Annotated in this window: 23 protein-coding genes; 1 reads left to right on the top strand and 22 read right to left on the bottom strand. The window is 58.1% G+C overall.

What is annotated here, in order from left to right; all coding sequences use genetic code 11:
* The 21 genes from FN806_RS05710 to FN806_RS05800 form a co-directional block, all read right to left on the bottom strand.
* Positions 1-426, bottom strand: coding sequence for a DUF5333 family protein (locus FN806_RS05710; protein ID WP_142634883.1), 426 nt, complete (start codon positions 424-426; stop codon positions 1-3).
* 20 nt (positions 427-446) lie between these two features.
* Complete coding sequence (locus tag FN806_RS05715; protein ID WP_246097151.1) at positions 447-953, bottom strand: DUF5333 domain-containing protein; 507 nt, start codon at positions 951-953, stop codon at positions 447-449.
* Positions 950-1,333, bottom strand: a complete 384-nt coding sequence (locus tag FN806_RS05720) for a hypothetical protein (RefSeq protein WP_142634885.1) — start codon at positions 1,331-1,333, stop codon at positions 950-952. The genes FN806_RS05715 and FN806_RS05720 overlap by 4 nt, the downstream gene beginning before the upstream one ends.
* Positions 1,333-1,749, bottom strand: coding sequence for an MAPEG family protein (locus FN806_RS05725; RefSeq protein ID WP_142634887.1), 417 nt, complete (start codon positions 1,747-1,749; stop codon positions 1,333-1,335). Before FN806_RS05725 ends, FN806_RS05720 begins: the two co-directional genes overlap by 1 nt.
* 5 nt (positions 1,750-1,754) lie before the next feature.
* Positions 1,755-3,053 (bottom strand): NADH-quinone oxidoreductase subunit NuoF, encoded by a 1,299-nt coding sequence (nuoF, locus tag FN806_RS05730; protein ID WP_142635179.1) that lies wholly within the window; start codon positions 3,051-3,053, stop codon positions 1,755-1,757.
* 12 nt (positions 3,054-3,065) lie between these two features.
* Positions 3,066-3,287 carry a DUF5337 domain-containing protein gene (locus FN806_RS05735; RefSeq protein ID WP_142634889.1) on the bottom strand — a complete coding sequence of 74 codons (222 nt, stop codon included), beginning with the start codon at positions 3,285-3,287 and terminating at the stop codon, positions 3,066-3,068.
* Positions 3,288-3,319: 32 nt separating this feature from the next.
* A complete protein-coding gene (nuoE, locus tag FN806_RS05740) occupies positions 3,320-4,420 on the bottom strand; it encodes an NADH-quinone oxidoreductase subunit NuoE (RefSeq protein WP_142634891.1) in 1,101 nt (366 codons plus the stop codon).
* Positions 4,410-4,862: a hypothetical protein gene (locus FN806_RS05745; protein ID WP_142634892.1), complete on the bottom strand. Its 453-nt coding sequence runs from the start codon at positions 4,860-4,862 to the stop codon at positions 4,410-4,412. Before FN806_RS05745 ends, nuoE begins: the two co-directional genes overlap by 11 nt.
* Entirely contained in the window at positions 4,859-6,082 is a 1,224-nt protein-coding gene (locus tag FN806_RS05750; protein ID WP_185956626.1) for an NADH-quinone oxidoreductase subunit D, read from the bottom strand. The genes FN806_RS05745 and FN806_RS05750 overlap by 4 nt, the downstream gene beginning before the upstream one ends.
* Positions 6,082-6,213, bottom strand: a complete 132-nt coding sequence (locus FN806_RS20730; RefSeq protein WP_271950199.1) for a hypothetical protein — start codon at positions 6,211-6,213, stop codon at positions 6,082-6,084. The genes FN806_RS05750 and FN806_RS20730 overlap by 1 nt, the downstream gene beginning before the upstream one ends.
* A gap of 1 nt (position 6,214) precedes the next feature.
* Complete coding sequence (locus FN806_RS20410; RefSeq protein WP_170433422.1) at positions 6,215-6,388, bottom strand: hypothetical protein; 174 nt, start codon at positions 6,386-6,388, stop codon at positions 6,215-6,217.
* Positions 6,388-6,993: an NADH-quinone oxidoreductase subunit C gene (locus tag FN806_RS05755; protein ID WP_142634897.1), complete on the bottom strand. Its 606-nt coding sequence runs from the start codon at positions 6,991-6,993 to the stop codon at positions 6,388-6,390. The genes FN806_RS20410 and FN806_RS05755 overlap by 1 nt, the downstream gene beginning before the upstream one ends.
* A 10-nt stretch (positions 6,994-7,003) precedes the next feature.
* Positions 7,004-7,537, bottom strand: coding sequence for a NuoB/complex I 20 kDa subunit family protein (locus FN806_RS05760; RefSeq protein WP_037307875.1), 534 nt, complete (start codon positions 7,535-7,537; stop codon positions 7,004-7,006).
* The gene (locus FN806_RS05765) at positions 7,528-7,893 is read right to left on the bottom strand and encodes an NADH-quinone oxidoreductase subunit A (RefSeq protein ID WP_142634899.1); all 366 of its coding nucleotides are present in this window, start codon (positions 7,891-7,893) and stop codon (positions 7,528-7,530) included. Before FN806_RS05765 ends, FN806_RS05760 begins: the two co-directional genes overlap by 10 nt.
* Before the next feature lie 182 nt (positions 7,894-8,075).
* Complete coding sequence (locus FN806_RS05770; RefSeq protein WP_142634901.1) at positions 8,076-8,858, bottom strand: crotonase/enoyl-CoA hydratase family protein; 783 nt, start codon at positions 8,856-8,858, stop codon at positions 8,076-8,078.
* Positions 8,859-8,861: 3 nt separating this feature from the next.
* Positions 8,862-9,716, bottom strand: a complete 855-nt coding sequence (locus FN806_RS05775; protein ID WP_142634903.1) for a hydroxymethylglutaryl-CoA lyase — start codon at positions 9,714-9,716, stop codon at positions 8,862-8,864.
* Between the two features lie 64 nt (positions 9,717-9,780).
* A complete protein-coding gene (locus FN806_RS05780) occupies positions 9,781-11,712 on the bottom strand; it encodes an acetyl/propionyl/methylcrotonyl-CoA carboxylase subunit alpha (protein ID WP_142634905.1) in 1,932 nt (643 codons plus the stop codon).
* A 3-nt stretch (positions 11,713-11,715) separates the two neighbouring features.
* Entirely contained in the window at positions 11,716-12,141 is a 426-nt protein-coding gene (locus FN806_RS05785) for an ASCH domain-containing protein (protein WP_142634907.1), read from the bottom strand.
* A 1-nt stretch (position 12,142) separates the two neighbouring features.
* Complete coding sequence (locus FN806_RS05790; RefSeq protein ID WP_142634909.1) at positions 12,143-13,747, bottom strand: carboxyl transferase domain-containing protein; 1,605 nt, start codon at positions 13,745-13,747, stop codon at positions 12,143-12,145.
* Complete coding sequence (locus FN806_RS05795; RefSeq protein ID WP_142634912.1) at positions 13,744-14,256, bottom strand: hypothetical protein; 513 nt, start codon at positions 14,254-14,256, stop codon at positions 13,744-13,746. Before FN806_RS05795 ends, FN806_RS05790 begins: the two co-directional genes overlap by 4 nt.
* Before the next feature lie 5 nt (positions 14,257-14,261).
* Complete coding sequence (locus FN806_RS05800; protein WP_142634914.1) at positions 14,262-15,788, bottom strand: AMP-binding protein; 1,527 nt, start codon at positions 15,786-15,788, stop codon at positions 14,262-14,264.
* 136 nt (positions 15,789-15,924) lie between these two features.
* Between FN806_RS05800 and FN806_RS05805 the strand changes: the two genes are divergently transcribed.
* Positions 15,925-16,530 (top strand): OmpW/AlkL family protein, encoded by a 606-nt coding sequence (locus tag FN806_RS05805; RefSeq protein ID WP_142635181.1) that lies wholly within the window; start codon positions 15,925-15,927, stop codon positions 16,528-16,530.
* Positions 16,531-16,582: 52 nt separating this feature from the next.
* Here the strand turns inward: FN806_RS05805 and FN806_RS05810 are convergent, their stop codons facing one another.
* A complete protein-coding gene (locus FN806_RS05810; protein WP_142634916.1) occupies positions 16,583-17,746 on the bottom strand; it encodes an isovaleryl-CoA dehydrogenase in 1,164 nt (387 codons plus the stop codon).
* Positions 17,747-17,791 lie beyond the last annotated feature (45 nt).

Genomic DNA, 17,791 nt, shown 5'->3' on the forward strand with positions numbered 1-17,791 from the left:
CTACCCTTTCAGGAATGTGCCGATAGCAGATTTTTTGGCGATTTCGCTTCGCCCTGCCGAGCACATCGTATCTGGAACGCCAATCACGATGCCGTTTCCTTGGATATAACGAATAGCGTCGTCCTGTATCCGCTTCCGCGGCAAATTTCTTTCGAGATAGACAAAATCACTTTCCCGATACCCCTTGGCTTCTAGGTCGTCAGCTACCGTTTTCATGCTTTGCCTGATCTGCGAACGATTGAGCGACAAATTCGGACAACCGCCTGCAATCTGCTCTGCCATAGCGTTGGCAAAGGCCACATCATAGAGGCTCTGCGGAACCTGTGTACGAAACTGAGCGCGAGATGTGTCAGCGTCCAAAGCTTGGCTGGATGTTGACTCGCATCCAGCTAAGACCAAAAGCAAAACACCAGCAAAGCCCATCATCAAAGCTCTGAAACCCATACTCAATTCGCCCTCAAATACACGCCGATGGCGCTGTTTCTTTCAATTTCCGCACGCCCAAGCGAACAGAAAGAATTCGGCCGGCCATACGACACGCCATTTTGGGCCAGATAGGCCTCGCCCTTGGCGCGCATTCGGTCTTTTTCTGCATCCGAATCGACATAGGAGCGGATTTCACTGTCGGAATAGCCCAACTGGTTCGCCTTCGACCGCAAGCCCCACATCACACCAATCGCCTTCATACGCCGCCCGCTGATGGAGGGGCAGTATTCCGAAATTTCGTTCGCGATAGCGATGTAATAGAGTTCGTTGTCGATCTCTTTGACTTCACGCAAGGGAGGTTTAGCCAAAGCAACCGCAGGCAGTGTCAGCGCCGTTGCAACGGCAAGCATTTTGATACCAGACATGACAAATCCTTTCGTCTTGGAAAGACCAAGACGACGGAGGCCAGCATTGCTATGCAATAGCAATGGGCCTGTCACGGCGTGATATGCAAAAACCCGCTTCATGGACGGCGGCAGCTCCCGGCAAAGGTTAGTCTGTCATCGTTGATCTGAAGGTTTTGTGGTTCGGTATCCGGCCCGACCTTCCAGTCGATCCTGGAGGATCCGAAATTCGCGATGCAAAACTTGGTGCCCTCATAACGGCCGGCCTCGCGTGCACCATCCAATGAGGCAGATACTCCTTTGATCACAACGGTGAAATCCGAAGGAGACGCTTTTTTGTTGATGTGCTTTGCTTTGGCTCTGAACGACTTGCCATCGAATAGAATACGATCTTCCGAAGGCTTAATCAGCCCGCAGGCCGAAACCGCCACCAGCAGTAAAACTGCGCCGATGAGGGAAACATTCTTGGTTCTGGTCACAAGATCAACAGTTCGTTCAATCATTAAAACGCCGCCACCAATGCCATGATCCCCATCACGAACATGCAAAGCCAGGCAACCACGTAAAGAACCGAGCGCAAGCCAGAGTTCGGCTTACCCAGTCCACGCAGATGAACAAACAGCATTGCCAGACGCGAAACCAGTGCCACCGAGGCGAGCAAGTTTACCCAAAACGGGCTGACCCCCAACAAAATTGCCGCGATCGTCACCGCCGCAAAAGCAGGAAGCGTTTCAGTGCCGTTCAGATAGGCACGGTTCAACCGATAGGCCCTGTCTGAATAATCTTGCTCGGGCGTGGCGCCTGGCGCCAGCCCCTTACCCTGTTTGGCCATTGCCGAAAATGGGGCTAGGAACAGGACGACGAGGGTGAAGATCATCACCGATGCAAGTGCATGGCCATAGTCCGAGAATACTTCCATTTGAATCACTCCGCTGCCATCGCACCCGTGCGGCCCGATTTCTGGGCCTTGATGCGGTCTTCGATTTCTTCCCGGAAATTGCGGATCAGGCCCTGGATTGGCCAGGCTGCCGCATCACCGAGGGCACAGATCGTGTGGCCTTCGACCTGTTTGGTCACGTCAAACAGCATGTCGATCTCTTCCAACTCGGCCTCACCGCGCACAAGGCGGTCCATGACGCGCATCATCCATCCGGTGCCTTCGCGACACGGCGTGCACTGACCGCAGCTTTCATGTTTGTAAAACTTCGACAATCGCCAGATCGCTTTGATTATATCGGTGGATTTATCCATCACGATCACGGCAGCCGTACCCAGGCCCGAGCCCAGATCGTTGCGCAGGTGGTCAAAGTCCATGATCGCGTCGCGCATATTCTCACCGCGCACACAGGGCACCGACGAACCACCCGGAATAACCGCCAGCAAATTGTCCCAGCCGCCGCGAATGCCGCCGCAATGGGTTTCGATCAGCTGTTCAAACGGAATCGACATCGCCTCTTCAACGACGCAAGGATTGTTCACATGGCCCGAGATCGCAAACAGCTTGGTGCCCGCGTTGTTCTGACGGCCAAAGCCTGCGAACCAGTCGGCCCCGCGACGCAAGATCGTCGGCACTACCGCAATGGATTCCACATTGTTCACCGTGGTTGGGCACCCATACAAACCTGCGCCCGCCGGGAACGGCGGCTTCATCCGCGGCATGCCCTTTTTGCCCTCAAGGCTTTCGATCAGGGCAGTTTCTTCACCACAGATATAGGCGCCCGCCCCGTGATGCAGGAACAGATCGAAGTCCCAGCCTGACCCAGCGGCGTTCTTGCCCAACAAACCGGCGTCATAGGCTTCGTCAATCGCGGCCTGCAGCGCCTCACGCTCGCGGATGTATTCACCGCGCAGGTAGATATAGCAAGTATGCGCATTCATCGCGAAAGAGGCGATCAGGCAGCCTTCGATAAGCGTATGCGGATCGTGGCGCATGATTTCACGGTCTTTGCAGGTGCCAGGCTCGGATTCATCCGCATTTACCACCAGATAGGACGGGCGACCGTCACTTTCCTTGGGCATGAAGGACCACTTCAGACCGGTTGGAAAACCCGCGCCGCCCCGGCCGCGCAGCCCTGAATCCTTCATCGTCTGGATGATCCAGTCGCGCCCGTTGCCGATCAGGCCAGCGGTGCCGTCCCAATGCCCCCGGGCCTGTGCACCGCGCAATGTACGCTCATGCATCCCGTAGATGTTGGTAAAGATCCTGTCCTGATCCTTCAGCATCATGTGTTACCTTCAGCTGTCCTGACGCATGCGCCAGAGTTGAAAAATGTTGACGCCCGCATAGATGAACCCGGCCAGCGCGGCAAAATCAAACAGCAGCGCATAGCGTCCCGGCAGTTCCATCGCAGGGCCAATGAACATGGTCATGGCAAGCCAGACCAGCATGGTCACGGCGATGACCACTCCGATATGTCGACCCTTGCGGGCCATGGCCTGTTCCTTGTCCTTGTCCATCTTGTCCTAAATGCCCAGAGCGGGCACACATCCTAGTCTTCGTATGTACCGTCGTCCTTGGCCCGCTTGGCGAACTCGGTTTCTTCACCCGCCGCCAGCTTGGTGGCCTGATCAATCCAGCCGTCTCTCTCGATCCGGCCTTTGAACTTCAGCCGCGCATCAACCCAGGCAACCTGCTCAGGCGTCCATTTGGCGATCTGATCATAATGATAGAAGCCCAGCTCGTTCAGCGTCTTCTCAAGCTTAGGCCCGACACCTTTAAGCAGCTTCAGATCGTCCGACTTGCCGTCCCGCGCATCCGAAAGCGTGTCGGGCTGGTCTTCTTTGACCGCCTTCGCTTCAGCCGCTTGTTTCACCGCAGGTTTGGCAGGTGCGGGGGCCTTGGGAGGATTCGGAGCAGCCTTGGTCGCCGCCGCCTTGCCATCGTTGCCCAGCCATGGCGTCAGGATCGGAACCTCGGTCCCGTCGATGCGCTTGACGGTATCCCCCAGATCAGTCGCCAACTGAACGCTGGCGTTATACTGGGTTCGGCCGCTGTCATACTCTGTCAGGCTGGTCAGTCCCTTCAAGGGCTCTGCCGCATAGCGCCCGTTCTGAGGGCCCGGTGTCGGCACCTTGCCAGCGGCCAGATCGTCGATGATCTTGCCAAAACCCTCGGCGGTCAGGTCTTCGTAATAGTCCTTGCCGATCTGCGCCATTGGCGCGTTGGTGCAAGAGCCAAGGCATTCGACCTCTTCCCAGCTCAGCTTGCCATCGGCGGACAAAGCATGCGGCTTGGCGGCGATCTTGTCCTTGCAGACCGCAATTAAATCCTCGGCCCCGCAGATCATGCAGGACGTGGTCCCGCACACCTGAATATGCGCCACCGAGCCAACCGGCTGCAGCTGGAACATGAAATAGAACGAGGCGACTTCGAGCACGCGGATATAGGCCATGCCCAGCATGTCAGCGACGGATTCAATCGCCGGACGGCTCAGCCAGCCCTCTTGTTCTTGCGCGCGCCACAGCAGAGGGATCACCGCGCTGGCCTGACGGCCTTCGGGGTATTTGGTGATCTGCGCTTCGGCCCATTGCCGGTTGGCAGCAGTGAAGGTGAAGTTCTCGGGTTGTTCGGGGTGAAGCCTACGCAGCATTCGACGATTCCTCCGCAGGACAGGAGAGCGAGAATCCACCAGCAGTATCGATTTCCATGATACCAACTAATTCAGCTCGGTTGTTGTTCAGTGTCGAAATGAAAATTCCTTCGCAGAAATTCGCATATTCTCGGCTCATCGATGTTTCCCCCGATCGAATTTTGACGAGCAAAGTCGGTGCATCTATCGCTTCTGAATGATTAGTGGAACCTAAAGACCAGCCATACTCCCCAACGATGTAGTACCAGTTGTCCACCTGCTCTTTTATATAGCAGTCGGAATTGCCCCAACCGCTTCGGGCGTTAGGTTCGGCCAATGCGTCTTTTTTGAAGTTACAAATCATTGAACGTTCAAAGTGCTCAGTCGGACCACGAAGAACTGGCATCGCGAATGCAAGCACGACAACTAATGCTCCTGATCCAACAAGATGCGCTTTCTTCACCGGTCAATCTCCCCGAACACGACATCCATGGTCCCAATAATCGCGGCGACGTCGGCCAGTTGGTGGCCTCCGGCGATGTGATCCATGGCTTGCAGGTGCAGGAAGCCCGGCGCGCGCAGTTTGGCCCTGTAAGGCTTGTTGGTGCCATCGGCGACCAGATAGACGCCGAACTCACCCTTCGGGGCCTCGACGGCGGCATAGACCTCGCCCGCAGGCACGTGGAAGCCTTCGGTGTACAGCTTGAAGTGATGGATCAGGCTTTCCATCGAGGTCTTCATGTCCGAGCGTTTGGGCGGGGTGATCTTGCCACGGGCCAGAACGTCTCCGGGGCATTCCCGGATTTTGGCGATGGCCTGACGGATGATGTGCAAGGACTGGCGCATCTCTTCCATGCGGCAGAGATAGCGGTCATAGCAGTCGCCGTTCTTGCCGACCGGAATCTGGAACTCGAATTCGTCATAGCATTCATAGGGCTGCGCGCGGCGCAAATCCCAGGCCAGCCCCGATCCGCGTACCATGACACCCGAGAAGCCGTATTTCTGAATGTCATCCTCGGTCACCACACCAATATCGGCGTTGCGCTGTTTGAAGATGCGGTTCTCGGTCAGCAGACCGTCAATATCGTCGAGAATGGTGGGGAATTCGTGGCTCCACGCCTCGATATCGTCTAGCAGTTCCGGCGGCAGGTCCTGATGTACGCCGCCGGGGCGGAAATAGGCCGCGTGCAGACGGGCACCACAGGCGCGTTCATAGAACACCATCAGCTTTTCGCGCTCTTCAAACCCCCAGAGCGGCGGGGTCAACGCGCCCACATCCATCGCCTGGGTGGTCACGTTCAGCAAGTGGTTCAGAATGCGCCCGATCTCGGAATACAGCACCCGGATCAATGAGCCGCGGCGCGGCACCTCGACCCCGGTCAGCTTTTCGATGGCCAGACACCATGCATGTTCCTGGTTCATCGGCGCCACATAGTCCAGACGGTCGAAATACGGCAGGTTCTGCAGATACGTCCGGCTTTCCATCAGTTTTTCGGTGCCACGGTGCAACAAACCGATATGCGGGTCGCAACGCTCAACAATCTCGCCATCCAGCTCAAGCACAAGCCGCAAAACCCCATGCGCGGCAGGGTGTTGCGGGCCAAAGTTAATGTTGAAATTGCGGATCTTCTGTTCTCCGCTCAGCGCGTCCGTGCTGCCGTCATCGTATCTTGAGCCGTCCATCAACGCCCCCGCTTATTCTTTTTTGCATCAGCCCGAACCCGGACCTTTTCGGCCTCGGCCGCCTTGGCTGCAGCCCCCGCCAGAAGGACCCCCAGCGCACCCAGCACGATCAGTTCCCCCAGCATCATCATCTCAGCGGCGCTCCAGCTCTTGCAGTTTCAGCCCGACCCACCACAGCAACGCGATCGTGCCAAAGGGGATCAGACAGAGCAGGCACCAGTATTTGTTAATCCCGAAGAACGGCAAAATCTTCACCATCGGGATGATGGTCAGTGCAGATAGGATCAGCCACCAAATGCCACCCATTATTCGCTCTCCTGTTTCTCATCGCCGGGCAGGATGTAATTCGCACCCTCCCACGGAGACATGAAATCAAACTGACGGTATTCCTGCACCAGATTGACCGGCTCATAGACCACACGCTTTTGCGCCTCGTCATAACGGACTTCGGTATAACCGGTGGTCGGGAAATCCTTGCGCAGCGGATAGCCACGAAAGCCATAGTCGGTCAGGATTCGCCGCAGATCAGGATGGCCCGAGAAAAGGATGCCGAACATATCGAACACCTCGCGCTCGAACCAGTTGGCCGAAGGGTGAACGTCGACAATCGACGGTACCATGTCATCCTCACGGATCGACACGCGCAGGCGGATACGCTGGTTCTGGTACATCGACAGGAAGTGATAGACCACATCGAACCGCTTGGCCCGTTCGGGATAGTCAACGGCTGTGATGTCCACCAAGGTCGAAAACTTGCAACTGGCATCGCCCTTCAGGAATTCGATAAATTCCACAAGGTTCGACGGGGCCACGTCCACGTTCAACTCATCATGGGTGACATCCCAGAACAGAACGCAATCGGTCCGTTTGAGTTCCAGCTGCGCGCCGAGTTCTTTGAGTGCTTCGCTCATTGCCCTCTCCTCAGCGTACAATGGTGCCGGTGCGGCGGATTTTGCGCTGCAGCTGCATCAGACCATACAACAGCGCCTCAGCCGTCGGAGGGCATCCAGGCACGTAGATATCGACCGGCACAATGCGGTCACAGCCGCGCACAACGGAATATGAGTAGTGGTAGTAGCCGCCGCCGTTGGCGCAGGATCCCATCGAGATCACATAGCGCGGCTCGGGCATCTGGTCATAGACCTTACGCAGCGCAGGCGCCATTTTGTTGGTCAGCGTTCCGGCCACAATCATAACGTCTGACTGACGTGGGGACGCGCGTGGCGCGATACCGAACCGTTCTGCATCATAACGCGGCATCGAGGTGTGCATCATCTCAACTGCGCAACAGGCCAGCCCGAAGGTCATCCAGTGTAACGACCCGGTTCGGGCCCAGTTGATGATGTCCTCCGTCGAGGTCAACAGAAAGCCTTTGTCCTGCAGCTCGGCATTCAGGGCCTGGGTGGCGACTTCTTTGTCGACGCCGGCGGTGTTTGCACCCGTCATCACTCCCATTCCAGGGCCCCTTTCTTCCATTCATAGGCAAAGCCGATGGTCAGAACGCCCAGGAATACTATCATGGACCAAAAGCCCACATCGCTGATGTCCTTGAAACCGACGGCCCAGGGAAACAGGAACGCGATTTCCAGATCGAAGATGATGAAGAGAATCGAAACCAGGTAAAACCGGACGTCGAATTTCATCCGCGCATCGTCGAAGGCGTTGAAGCCGCATTCATAAGCGCTGACCTTTTCAGGGTCGGGATTGCGGACGGCCAGCACCACAGCGGCAAGAATCAGGACGATTCCAAGGCCCGCAGCGACGACCAGAAACACCAGGATCGGGAGGTACTCCCGCAGCAGGTCTTCCACGAATAGCTCCTTTCCTGCGCGTGCCCCGTAGGGGAGCGCCGTCAATTAGCGTGTTGATTGGACATTCTCTATCCGCGCGGGGTCAGAGGGTCAACCAAACACAACCGCATGGCACCCTAATATTCCGTTTCATTCCAGCCGAACTTCGATCCGTGAAACGCCCAGACCGACAGAACGTAAACCTAACTATTCCATACAGGTTTTCGCTTGTCGAAGAATGCGCTGATTCCCTCATGCGCCTCGTCGGTTTCCCAGCGCGCAACAAGCGCCCGGATCGTTTGGTCGATAACGGGATCGTCAACACGCGGCCCCAAACCATGAACCAAGGCCTTGGCCGAGGCCACCGCACCAGGCGCACATGACAAATAGGGTTCAACCTCGGCCTCGACAGCGTCCGCCATATCTTCTGCTGATACCGTTTTTGCCAATAGGCCCAAATCGACGGCCTCGGCCGCGTCAAACAATCGGGCCGACATAAAGACCCGCCGCGCACGTGCCGCCCCCATCCGAGCGACAACATAGGGGCCGATGGTAGCCGGGATCAGACCCAGTCGCGTCTCGGTCAGGCCCATTTTTAGGGTCTCGACACCTATTGCCACGTCGCAGACGGCGGCAAGGCCCACACCGCCACCAAAGGCGTTGCCCTGTAACGCTCCGATCAGCGGTTTGGGCATCACATTCAACGCCTGCAACATCTCGGCCAGTTTGCGTGCTTCGACAAAGCGTGTCTGAGGATCCGCTGCCATCTGGTCCTGCATCCAGCCCAGATCCCCACCGGCACAAAAGCTTTTGCCTGCTCCGGTCAGAACGACTACGCGCACAGTGCCATCGCTGCCCAACTGCACCGCCGCTTGTGTCAGTTCCCGGATCATCTGCGCGGACATCGCATTATGCTTCTCCGGGCGGTTCAGCGTCAGGGTTGCAACGCCACGTGGATCAACCGTGACCGAGATCGTTTCTAACATCGCCTACTCCGCCCTCATGGCCAGTGCCATTTGTGCCGCTTGTTCCACGATCCCCAGATCAAGTCCCGTTTCGTATCCAAGACGCTCTAGATGCGCGACCACGGCTTCGGTGGCCACGTTCCCTGCGGCGCCGGGTGCATAGGGGCAACCGCCCAGCCCCCCGACTGCTGAGTCAAATGTCCGCACGCCCAGCGCCAATGCAGCGTCGATATTGTCGATGGCCCGACCATTGGTGTCGTGGAAATGTCCCGCCAAGCGGGTAACAGGCACCGTCTCACGCACCGCCAGAAGCATATGGGCGATAGTGTCCGGTGTTCCCTGCCCGATCGTATCTCCCAGCGATACCTCATAGCAACCCAGCGCAAATAGTGTGTCCGCAATCTCGGCCACCTTCTCGGGTGGGGTCGGACCATCATAGGGGCAGTCGGTCACGCAGGACACGTAACCGCGCACTGGCAGGTCAATATGGCGCGCAGCCTCTAGGATCGGTTTGAACCTCTCAATGGATTCGGCGATGGTCGCGTTGAGATTGGCCTTCGAGAACCCTTCCGAGGCAGATGCGAATACGGCAATCTCATCCGCTTTGGCAGACAAGGCGTCCTCGTACCCGCGCATATTTGGCGTCAGCGCCGCATAGCGCACCTTACCAACCCGCTGGATCCCGGCCAGAACATCGGCACTGCCAGCCATCTGGGGCACCCATTTCGGAGACACAAAACTGGCAACTTCGATCCGATTGAAGCCCGCCTTGCTCAGGCAATCGATCAGAGCGACCTTCTCGGCAACAGGAATTTCCCGCTGTTCGTTCTGCAGCCCATCACGTGGCCCTACTTCAAAAATGTCGACCCGTTCACCCATAGCTTTCGCCTCCCGTTATGCCGTGTTGTCCCGACTGTGCCACGTTGCGGCGCAGCGGGACAGATCATTCCTCCTCCAGCCGGACCAGCGCCGCGCCGGCCTCGACCTGAGCGCCCGTTTCGGCCAGCACCTCGGCGATCACGCCATCACGGGCAGCCAGCAAGGAATGTTCCATTTTCATCGCTTCCAGAATGGCCAGTCGATCACCTTCTGAAACGGCTTGCCCAACGGTGGCGAACATGGCCTTGACCAGACCGGGCATCGGCGCCTCGACCACATTCGTATCGCCCAAGGCGCTTGCATCGCGATCGAGCGGATCGACATGCTCAAACACTTGCCCATAGTCATCGAATACTGTGATTGTCGCACCAGCCAGTGCCACGGGCGGCATCGGGCGGTCATCAATGTACCAGCCTCCATTGCGCCGTTGCGCCAGAACCGTTGTGTCCTTGATCTGCCAGACCTGCCGGTCAGGTCCTTCGACCTGTACGTCTAGATCAATGACCTCGCTATCGCACTTCAACTGGACGGCCCGGTGCAGCGGCGCCCACAGGCTGAAACCCGTGTCGGGCCCGGTCTCGACCAGATCAAGCGCCGTCATGGCTGCTGCAACAATCAAGCGCGCGCCCGCATCAGAAGTTCGGACCAGCCCGTCGATATCCCGACCGATCAGCCCGGTATCGACATCGCCCGCCGCAAATCCAGGGTGCCGGGTCAGCGCGCCAAGAAACGAGAGATTCGTGACCGTCCCGGCAACCTCGGTCCGCCGCAGAACCCGGTGCAGGTTTTCCAGCGCCACCGCACGCGTCGGGCCATGCACCACGACCTTGGCAATCATCGGATCGTACCAGGGGCTGATTGTATCGCCGGACCGCACTCCGCTATCGGCGCGGCATTCCGCAGGAAAGCGCAGATGTGTCAGCGTACCTGTTGCGGGCAGAAACCCTTTGGGCACGTCCTCGGCGTAAAGCCGGGCTTCGAACGCATGCCCGTTGATCGTCAGGTCATCCTGCGTTTTTGGCAACGCCTCACCCGAAGCGACTCGCAACTGCCATTCGACCAGATCAACGCCGGTAATCGCCTCGGTCACGGGGTGTTCCACCTGCAAGCGCGTGTTCATCTCCATGAACCAGAACCGATCCGGGCGCAGCCCGTCCGATGCATCAACGATGAACTCAACCGTACCTGCGCCTTTGTAGCCAATCGCCTCGGCGGCCCGCACGCCCGCCTGCCCCATGGCCTCGCGCATTTCAGTTGTCATTCCAGGAGCCGGGGCCTCTTCGATCACTTTCTGGTGCCGCCGTTGCAGCGAACAATCGCGTTCGAACAAATGTACCGCTTGGGTGCCATCGCCGAACACCTGCACCTCGATATGCCGAGGCTTGGAAACGAATTTTTCGACCAGAACGGCATCGTTGCCAAAGGCGGTTTTCGCCTCTCCCCGCGCACTGTCTAGAGCCTCAGTAAAGTCTTCGGGGTGCTCTACCAGCCGCATCCCCTTGCCGCCGCCCCCAGCAACGGCCTTGATCAGCACTGGATAGCCGATGGTCTGGGCCGCGCCCGCCAGATGATCAGGGTCTTGGTTATCGCCGTGATAACCCGGAACCACGGGCACGCCCGCCAGCTCCATCAACACTTTTGCCGCGTCTTTGAGGCCCATCTTGCGGATCGCATCCGCCGAGGGCCCGATAAAGATCAGACCCGCAGCCTCAACCGCGTCAACGAAACCGGGGTTTTCAGACAGAAACCCATAGCCCGGATGAATCGCCTGCGCGCCCGTATCCAGCGCTGCCTGAATGATCACATCACCCTTTAAATAGCTGTCCGCCGGGGCCGCGCCACCGATATGCACCGCCTCATCCGCCATTTGCACATGCTTGGCCGAGGCGTCTGCGTCCGAGTACACTGCAACACAGGACACACCCATTTTCTGAGCCGTTTCCATCACCCGACAGGCAATCTCGCCTCGGTTAGCAATCAGGATTTTATTGAACATGGCTTATCCCTCAACCCCGAGATCTTCGACAAGTCGGAACCGCTCGCAGAGCAATTCCATTTCGGGATCAAACCCGCCGTTTCGCTCGAAATACCGGCGGTGATCTTCGCGCCATCCTTCAAGCGCCTCATTCTCGCCCTCGGCCAGCGCGAAATCCTCGGTCACATCGCAATATCGGCAGGTCGTTACCTCATTCGTTTCGATCACCAGCGCGGGACGACCATCCCAGTCCAAAGCGATATCGCGCCGCCCAACGACCGGAGTATCCGCACTGCCTTCGGGATAGTCTCGCAAAGCACCGCAGGTCGCTGTTTTCCTTCCTGCACGCACTAAGGCCAAAAGTTCTGCGCTCAACGTTGCGTTGTCACCAAACTTGAAAGTCTGAGCACCCGGATAGCGGGCCATGACATCATTCAAAGAAACGTTCATCTTACATCCTGAACACGCCGAAACGTGTCTCCTCAATCGGGGCATTCAGGGCGGCACTCAGCGACAAGGCCAGAACATCGCGACTTTTGCGCGGGTCGATGATGCCATCATCCCATAGGCGCGCCGAGGCATAGAGTGGGTGAGATTGTTCCTCGAACATATCCAATGTTGGGCGCTTGAATTCGATCTCTTCCTCAGCCGACCAGCTGCCACCCTGCCGCTCGATCCCGTCTCGTTTGACGGTGGCCAGCACGCCCGCCGCTTGCTCGCCCCCCATTACGGAAATACGCGAGTTCGGCCAAGTCCACAGGAACCTGGGCTGATAGGCCCGCCCCGCCATGCCATAGTTCCCGGCCCCGAACGAGCCCCCGACAAGCATGGTGATCTTGGGTACCGAAGTCGTAGCAACGGCTGTCACCATCTTTGCCCCGTGCCGCGCAATGCCTTCGTTTTCGTATTTGCGGCCCACCATAAAGCCGGTGATATTTTGCAGGAAGACCAGCGGGATTTTGCGTTGCGAACACAGCTCAACAAAATGCGCGCCCTTTTGGGCGGCCTCGGAAAACAGCACGCCGTTGTTGGCGATGATCCCAACCGGGCAGCCTTTGACATGGGCAAACCCAGTCACAAGCGTCTCACCAAAGCGCGGTTTGAATTCATCAAATCGCGAGCCATCGACGAGCCGAGTGATCACCTCGCGGATATCATAGGGCGTGCGCAGGTCGGCGGGAACAACGCCCAGAATTTCCTCGGGGTCATAAGCCGGATCTTCGGGGCTGGCCCAATCCACGGTCTGCGGTTTGCGCAGATTCAGAGAACCCACCGCTTGCCGCGCTAAGGCCAGCGCGTGAGCGTCGTCCTCAGCCAGGTAATCGGCCACGCCGGACAGACGGGTATGGACGTCGCCACCGCCCAAATCCTCGGCGCTGACGACCTCTCCGGTTGCGGCCTTGACCAGGGGCGGCCCGGCCAGAAAGATCGTGCCCTGATCTTTGACGATGATCGTCACATCCGACATCGCGGGCACATAGGCCCCGCCCGCCGTACACGAACCCATGACCACCGCGATCTGAGGGATTCCTTTGGCACTCATTCGGGCCTGATTATAGAAGATGCGGCCAAAGTGGTCGCGGTCGGGAAAGACCTCGTCCTGGTTGGGCAGGTTCGCCCCGCCGCTGTCAACCAGATAGATACAGGGGAGTTGGCTTTCCTCGGCAATCTCCTGCGCGCGCAGGTGTTTCTTGACCGACATCGGATAATAAGTGCCGCCCTTCACGGTGGCGTCGTTGCAAACCACCATGACCTCGCGCCCCTGCACCCGGCCAATGCCCGCAATCACACCAGCGCTTGGCGCTGCATCACCATACATCCCATGCGCCGCCGTCGCGCCGATTTCCAGAAACGGGGACCCTGGGTCCAGCAGGTTCGCAACCCGGCGCCGGGGGAGCATCTTGCCACGGGATTCATGCCGCGCGCGGGATTTTTCACCCCCGCCCAGACGGGCCGCTTCCGCAGCGGCAGAGATTTGCGCCAGCGCGTCGAGATGGGCCGCGCGGTTTGCTTTGAAACCCTCGGAGGCGGGCATGGATTTGGATGTGAGTTTCATTCCTGAACCTCTCTTTGAGCGTAAATCTGGAGTCGCTGCGCCGTACGCGCGTCTGCGAGGCGCATCGCCTCGGACAGCACACTGGTCAGTTGCGGTGGAACCGTAGGGCTTGGATCAAGGCGTATTGCCGGTTCTTTTGCGCGGGCAAATGCGAATCGGTAACTTCGGGATCGAAATGTGCCAGAGATGGTCTCGGGAAGATTCGTGATCGTTTTTTGTCGAATTTCGTCGATACTCATTTCGAGTTTAGAAAAGCACTGGTCCTGACTTTCCAGAATACCAACAGAACAAACATCGATTGCGAGCCCCGCACAAAGCGCCACATCCTGAGACGCTGCACCACGAACGTCAATCAATGTGCTTTCATCGGTCACTTTTTCCAGTGTCTCAATTAGGACCTCCGAAAAGGTTTGAAGGCATGATTTCATCAACGCATCAGCAAGGCGAAAATCTCCAGCTGCAACGAAAGACGGAAATGTTGCAAAGAAAAATGCGATGCTGACTAACATTCGACTCATTGCCTTACCTCACCCACCGCACGCGCCTTCAAATCCTTCCGGATCACCTTCCCCGTCACCGTCATCGGCAATTCTTCCAGAAACGCCACTTCGCGCGGATAGGAATACTGCGCCAGACGATCCTTGACCCAATCCTGCAACTCTCGCTCCGCAACCGTGGCTCCCGGTTTCAACACGACATAGGCCTTCACAATCTCAGTCCGCAAAGGATCAGGTTTACCGACCACACCAACTGTCGCCACCGCCGGATGGGTCAACAGGCAATCCTCGATCTCAGCAGGGCCGATGCGATACCCGGCGGAAGTGATCACATCGTCATCGCGGCCAACAAAGCGTAAGTACTCACCCTCCCACATGCCGCGATCTCCGGTGATCAGCCAATCGCCGCGGAACTTCTCGGCCGTGGCCTCAGGTCGGTTCCAGTATTCCAGCAGCATCGAGGCCGAGCCTCGGCGGATGGCCACGTCGCCCTCTTGATCTGTGGGCTGGCCATCCTGGTCGATCACTGCAACTTCATGCCCAGGAACCGGTTTACCGATGCAACCCGGGCGCACCGGAAAATCCTCAGCGCAGGAAGACACGACCATGTTGCATTCGGTCTGACCGTAGAATTCGTTGATCGTCAGGCCGAACGCCTGCTTCCCCCATTCCAACATCTCGGCACCCAGCGGCTCCCCTCCGGAAGCGACCGAGCGCAGACCGGGGATCGCCTGATCCGTGGCCTTGAGCATCCGCAATGCGGTAGGCGGAAAGAACACGTTCCGTACCCCGCCACGTGCGATCACATCCGCACAGGCCTCGGGGGTGAATTTCTCGAGCCGGGCCGCGACCACCGGAATGCCCAGCGCCAGCCCTGGCATCAACACATCGAACAACCCGCCAATCCATGCCCAGTCGGCGGGCGTCCACAGAAAGTCACCTTCGCGCAGATGGTTGTGGCTGATCGAGACCCCCGGCAAATGGCCGGTCAAAACCCGATGCCCATGCAGCGCGCCTTTGGGGCTGCCCGTGGTGCCGGAAGTATAGATCAGAACTGCCGGATCCTCGGGGCCGGTATCCGCAAAGGGCACCGGATCATCAGACGGAGCTATCTGATCGACCCGAACCGGTACGGCCAAATCCCCCAGCAGCGCAGCACCCTCTGCGTCTGTCAACACCAGTTGCGCCCCTGCATCCGCGACACGCGAGGCCAGCGCGTCATGTTTGAACAATTTAAACAAAGGCACCGAAATCGCGCCGATCTTCCAGATCGCAAGATGCGCCGCCGCGCAGCCGGGTGACTGGCTGAGCAGTACTCCAACGCGATCCCCAGGCCGCACCCGATCGAGCAAGGCGAGTGCGATGTCATCGGCCAAGCGTCCGAGTTGTGCAAACGTGACGACCTTGCCCTCACCCCCGGTCAGATCGATGATCGCCGTCTGCTCTGGGGGCTGTTCCAAGCATTGCCGCGCCATGTTCAACCGGTCCGGCAGATCCCAGCCCCCACCCTGATGCAAACCAGGTATGCCTTCAGCGGGACACATTACCGAAACCCTTTGTTTTTCTATGTCTTTTCTGAATCGAGCCACCAAAGACGGTCACGGGAATTTGATGCAGATCAGAGTCGGCGGGCTCTGCTTCATGCAAAACCCGGTCATCAACAAATCCAAAGGCCGTAAAATGACCAAGAAACTCGCCGCTTTGACTCTTTCGACCGCGCTCGTCGCGTTTGCTGCGCCCGTTTTCGCCCAAAATCAGGGCGACTGGACCGTTGGTGTCGGTGTCGGCTATCTCGACCCGAAATCCGACAATGGGTCCCTCGCCGGGCTGGATGCAGATGTCGATTCCGACACACGCCCGATCTTTACTGCCGAGTATTTCGTTCGGGATAATCTGGGTATCGAGCTGCTGGCCGCCACACCGTTCAGCCATGAGGTCACACTGGGTGGCAGCCTCGACGCAGGGACCGTCAAACACCTGCCGCCCACACTGTCGCTGAACTATCACTTCCCGACCAACTCGGTCTGGAAACCCTATGTCGGCGCGGGCATCAACTATACCATCTTCTTCGACGAAAAATCGGCTCTGGGTGATCTCGAGCTCGACAACTCGGTCGGCCTCGCACTGCAGGCGGGTCTGGACTATATGGTCACCGAAAAAGGCGCTGTTCGTCTGAACGTTCGCTGGTTCGATATCGACTCGGATGTCACACTGAACGGTGCCGATATCGGCACCGCTGAAATCGATCCTTGGCTGGTCGGCGTATCCTACGTTCACCGCTTCTGATCCTTTACACAGAACGCCCTGCCGTTACCTCGTCGGCGGGGCGTTTTTTTGCTCAGAGCATTTCGTTCATCAGTTCCCGTCCGATCAGCATCCGGCGGATTTCGCTGGTGCCGGCGCCGATTTCCATCAGCTTGGCGTCGCGGAATATGCGGCTGACCGGCGAATCCGACAGGAACCCCGCGCCGCCCATAGCCTGAACTGCCTGATGGGCCTGCGTCATGGCCTGTTCCGAAGCATACAGACAGCACGCTGCCGCATCCCGCCGGGTCACATCCCCGCGGTCACAGGCCTTGGCGACCTCATAGACATAAGCCCGGGCTGAATTCATGGCCGTGTACATGTCAGCAATCTTGCCTTGCATCAGCTGAAAGCTGCCAATCGGTTTGCCGAACTGCTTGCGCTCGGCCAAATACGGCATGACTTCGTCCAGACAGGCGGCCATGATTCCGGTTCCGATCCCGGCGAGCACAACGCGTTCGTAGTCCAGCCCTGACATCAGAACCGCGACACCCTTACCCTCTTCGCCCAGAACATTTTCAAAGGGCACCTCGACGTCATCGAAAATCAATTCCGCCGTGTTTGATCCGCGCATGCCCAGCTTGTCGAAATGGGGCGACGTGGAAAAGCCCGTCATCTCTTTTTCGACCAGAAAGGCGGTGATCCCTTTGGATCCAGCATCAGGATCCGTCTTGGCGTAAACGACCAGAGTATCCGCGTCCGGCCCGTTCGTGATCCAGTACTTGCTTCCGTTCAGCCGGTAGTGGTCGTTGCGCTTTTCCGCCTTCAGCTTCATCGAAACGACGTCTGATCCGGCGGACGCCTCAGACATGGCCAGCGCGCCCACATGTTCGCCGGAAATCAACCGAGGCAGATATTTCGCCTTTTGCTCGGGGCTGCCGTTCAGCTTGATCTGATTGACGCACAGGTTTGAATGCGCCCCGTATGACAATGAGATTGAGGCAGAGGCCCGCGCCACTTCTTCGACCGCGACGGTATGGGCCAGATAGGACATGGCCGCGCCACCATATTCCTCGGGCACTGTAATTCCCAGCAGGCCCAACTCACCCATCTCGCGCCAAAGTTCATTCGGAAACGCGTTCGAGGCATCGACCTTCGCGGCCATCGGCTTCACCCGCTCTTGCGCCCAGCGATGCACCATTTCACGCAGTGCGTTCACATCTTCACCCAGATCGAATTGCATGGCCGCCGTGAACATCGAACTCTCCCAGTAAATGAACGATTGTTCAAATAATCTGCCATG

The organism is Ruegeria faecimaris (genome assembly GCF_900182615.1).
Classification (GTDB): Bacteria; Pseudomonadota; Alphaproteobacteria; order Rhodobacterales; family Rhodobacteraceae; genus Ruegeria; species Ruegeria faecimaris.

Coding starts and splice junctions, on each gene's coding strand:
- FN806_RS05710 (WP_142634883.1), bottom strand. CDS start 426: ATGATGGGCTTTGCTGGTGTTTTGCTTTTGGTCTTAGCTGGATGCGAG.
- FN806_RS05720 (WP_142634885.1), bottom strand. CDS start 1,333: ATGATTGAACGAACTGTTGATCTTGTGACCAGAACCAAGAATGTTTCC.
- FN806_RS05715 (WP_246097151.1), bottom strand. CDS start 953: ATGAAGCGGGTTTTTGCATATCACGCCGTGACAGGCCCATTGCTATTG.
- FN806_RS05810 (WP_142634916.1), bottom strand. CDS start 17,746: ATGTTCACGGCGGCCATGCAATTCGATCTGGGTGAAGATGTGAACGCA.
- FN806_RS05795 (WP_142634912.1), bottom strand. CDS start 14,256: ATGTTAGTCAGCATCGCATTTTTCTTTGCAACATTTCCGTCTTTCGTT.
- FN806_RS05750 (WP_185956626.1), bottom strand. CDS start 6,082: ATGGACGGCTCAAGATACGATGACGGCAGCACGGACGCGCTGAGCGGA.
- FN806_RS05725 (WP_142634887.1), bottom strand. CDS start 1,749: ATGGAAGTATTCTCGGACTATGGCCATGCACTTGCATCGGTGATGATC.
- FN806_RS05805 (WP_142635181.1), top strand. CDS start 15,925: ATGACCAAGAAACTCGCCGCTTTGACTCTTTCGACCGCGCTCGTCGCG.
- FN806_RS20410 (WP_170433422.1), bottom strand. CDS start 6,388: ATGGGTGGCATTTGGTGGCTGATCCTATCTGCACTGACCATCATCCCG.
- FN806_RS20730 (WP_271950199.1), bottom strand. CDS start 6,213: ATGATGATGCTGGGGGAACTGATCGTGCTGGGTGCGCTGGGGGTCCTT.
- FN806_RS05775 (WP_142634903.1), bottom strand. CDS start 9,716: ATGGGTGAACGGGTCGACATTTTTGAAGTAGGGCCACGTGATGGGCTG.
- FN806_RS05790 (WP_142634909.1), bottom strand. CDS start 13,747: ATGAAACTCACATCCAAATCCATGCCCGCCTCCGAGGGTTTCAAAGCA.
- nuoF (WP_142635179.1), bottom strand. CDS start 3,053: ATGCTGAAGGATCAGGACAGGATCTTTACCAACATCTACGGGATGCAT.
- FN806_RS05785 (WP_142634907.1), bottom strand. CDS start 12,141: ATGAACGTTTCTTTGAATGATGTCATGGCCCGCTATCCGGGTGCTCAG.
- FN806_RS05780 (WP_142634905.1), bottom strand. CDS start 11,712: ATGTTCAATAAAATCCTGATTGCTAACCGAGGCGAGATTGCCTGTCGG.
- FN806_RS05735 (WP_142634889.1), bottom strand. CDS start 3,287: ATGGACAAGGACAAGGAACAGGCCATGGCCCGCAAGGGTCGACATATC.
- FN806_RS05760 (WP_037307875.1), bottom strand. CDS start 7,537: ATGGGAGTGATGACGGGTGCAAACACCGCCGGCGTCGACAAAGAAGTC.
- nuoE (WP_142634891.1), bottom strand. CDS start 4,420: ATGCTGCGTAGGCTTCACCCCGAACAACCCGAGAACTTCACCTTCACT.
- FN806_RS05755 (WP_142634897.1), bottom strand. CDS start 6,993: ATGAGCGAAGCACTCAAAGAACTCGGCGCGCAGCTGGAACTCAAACGG.
- FN806_RS05800 (WP_142634914.1), bottom strand. CDS start 15,788: ATGTGTCCCGCTGAAGGCATACCTGGTTTGCATCAGGGTGGGGGCTGG.
- FN806_RS05770 (WP_142634901.1), bottom strand. CDS start 8,858: ATGTTAGAAACGATCTCGGTCACGGTTGATCCACGTGGCGTTGCAACC.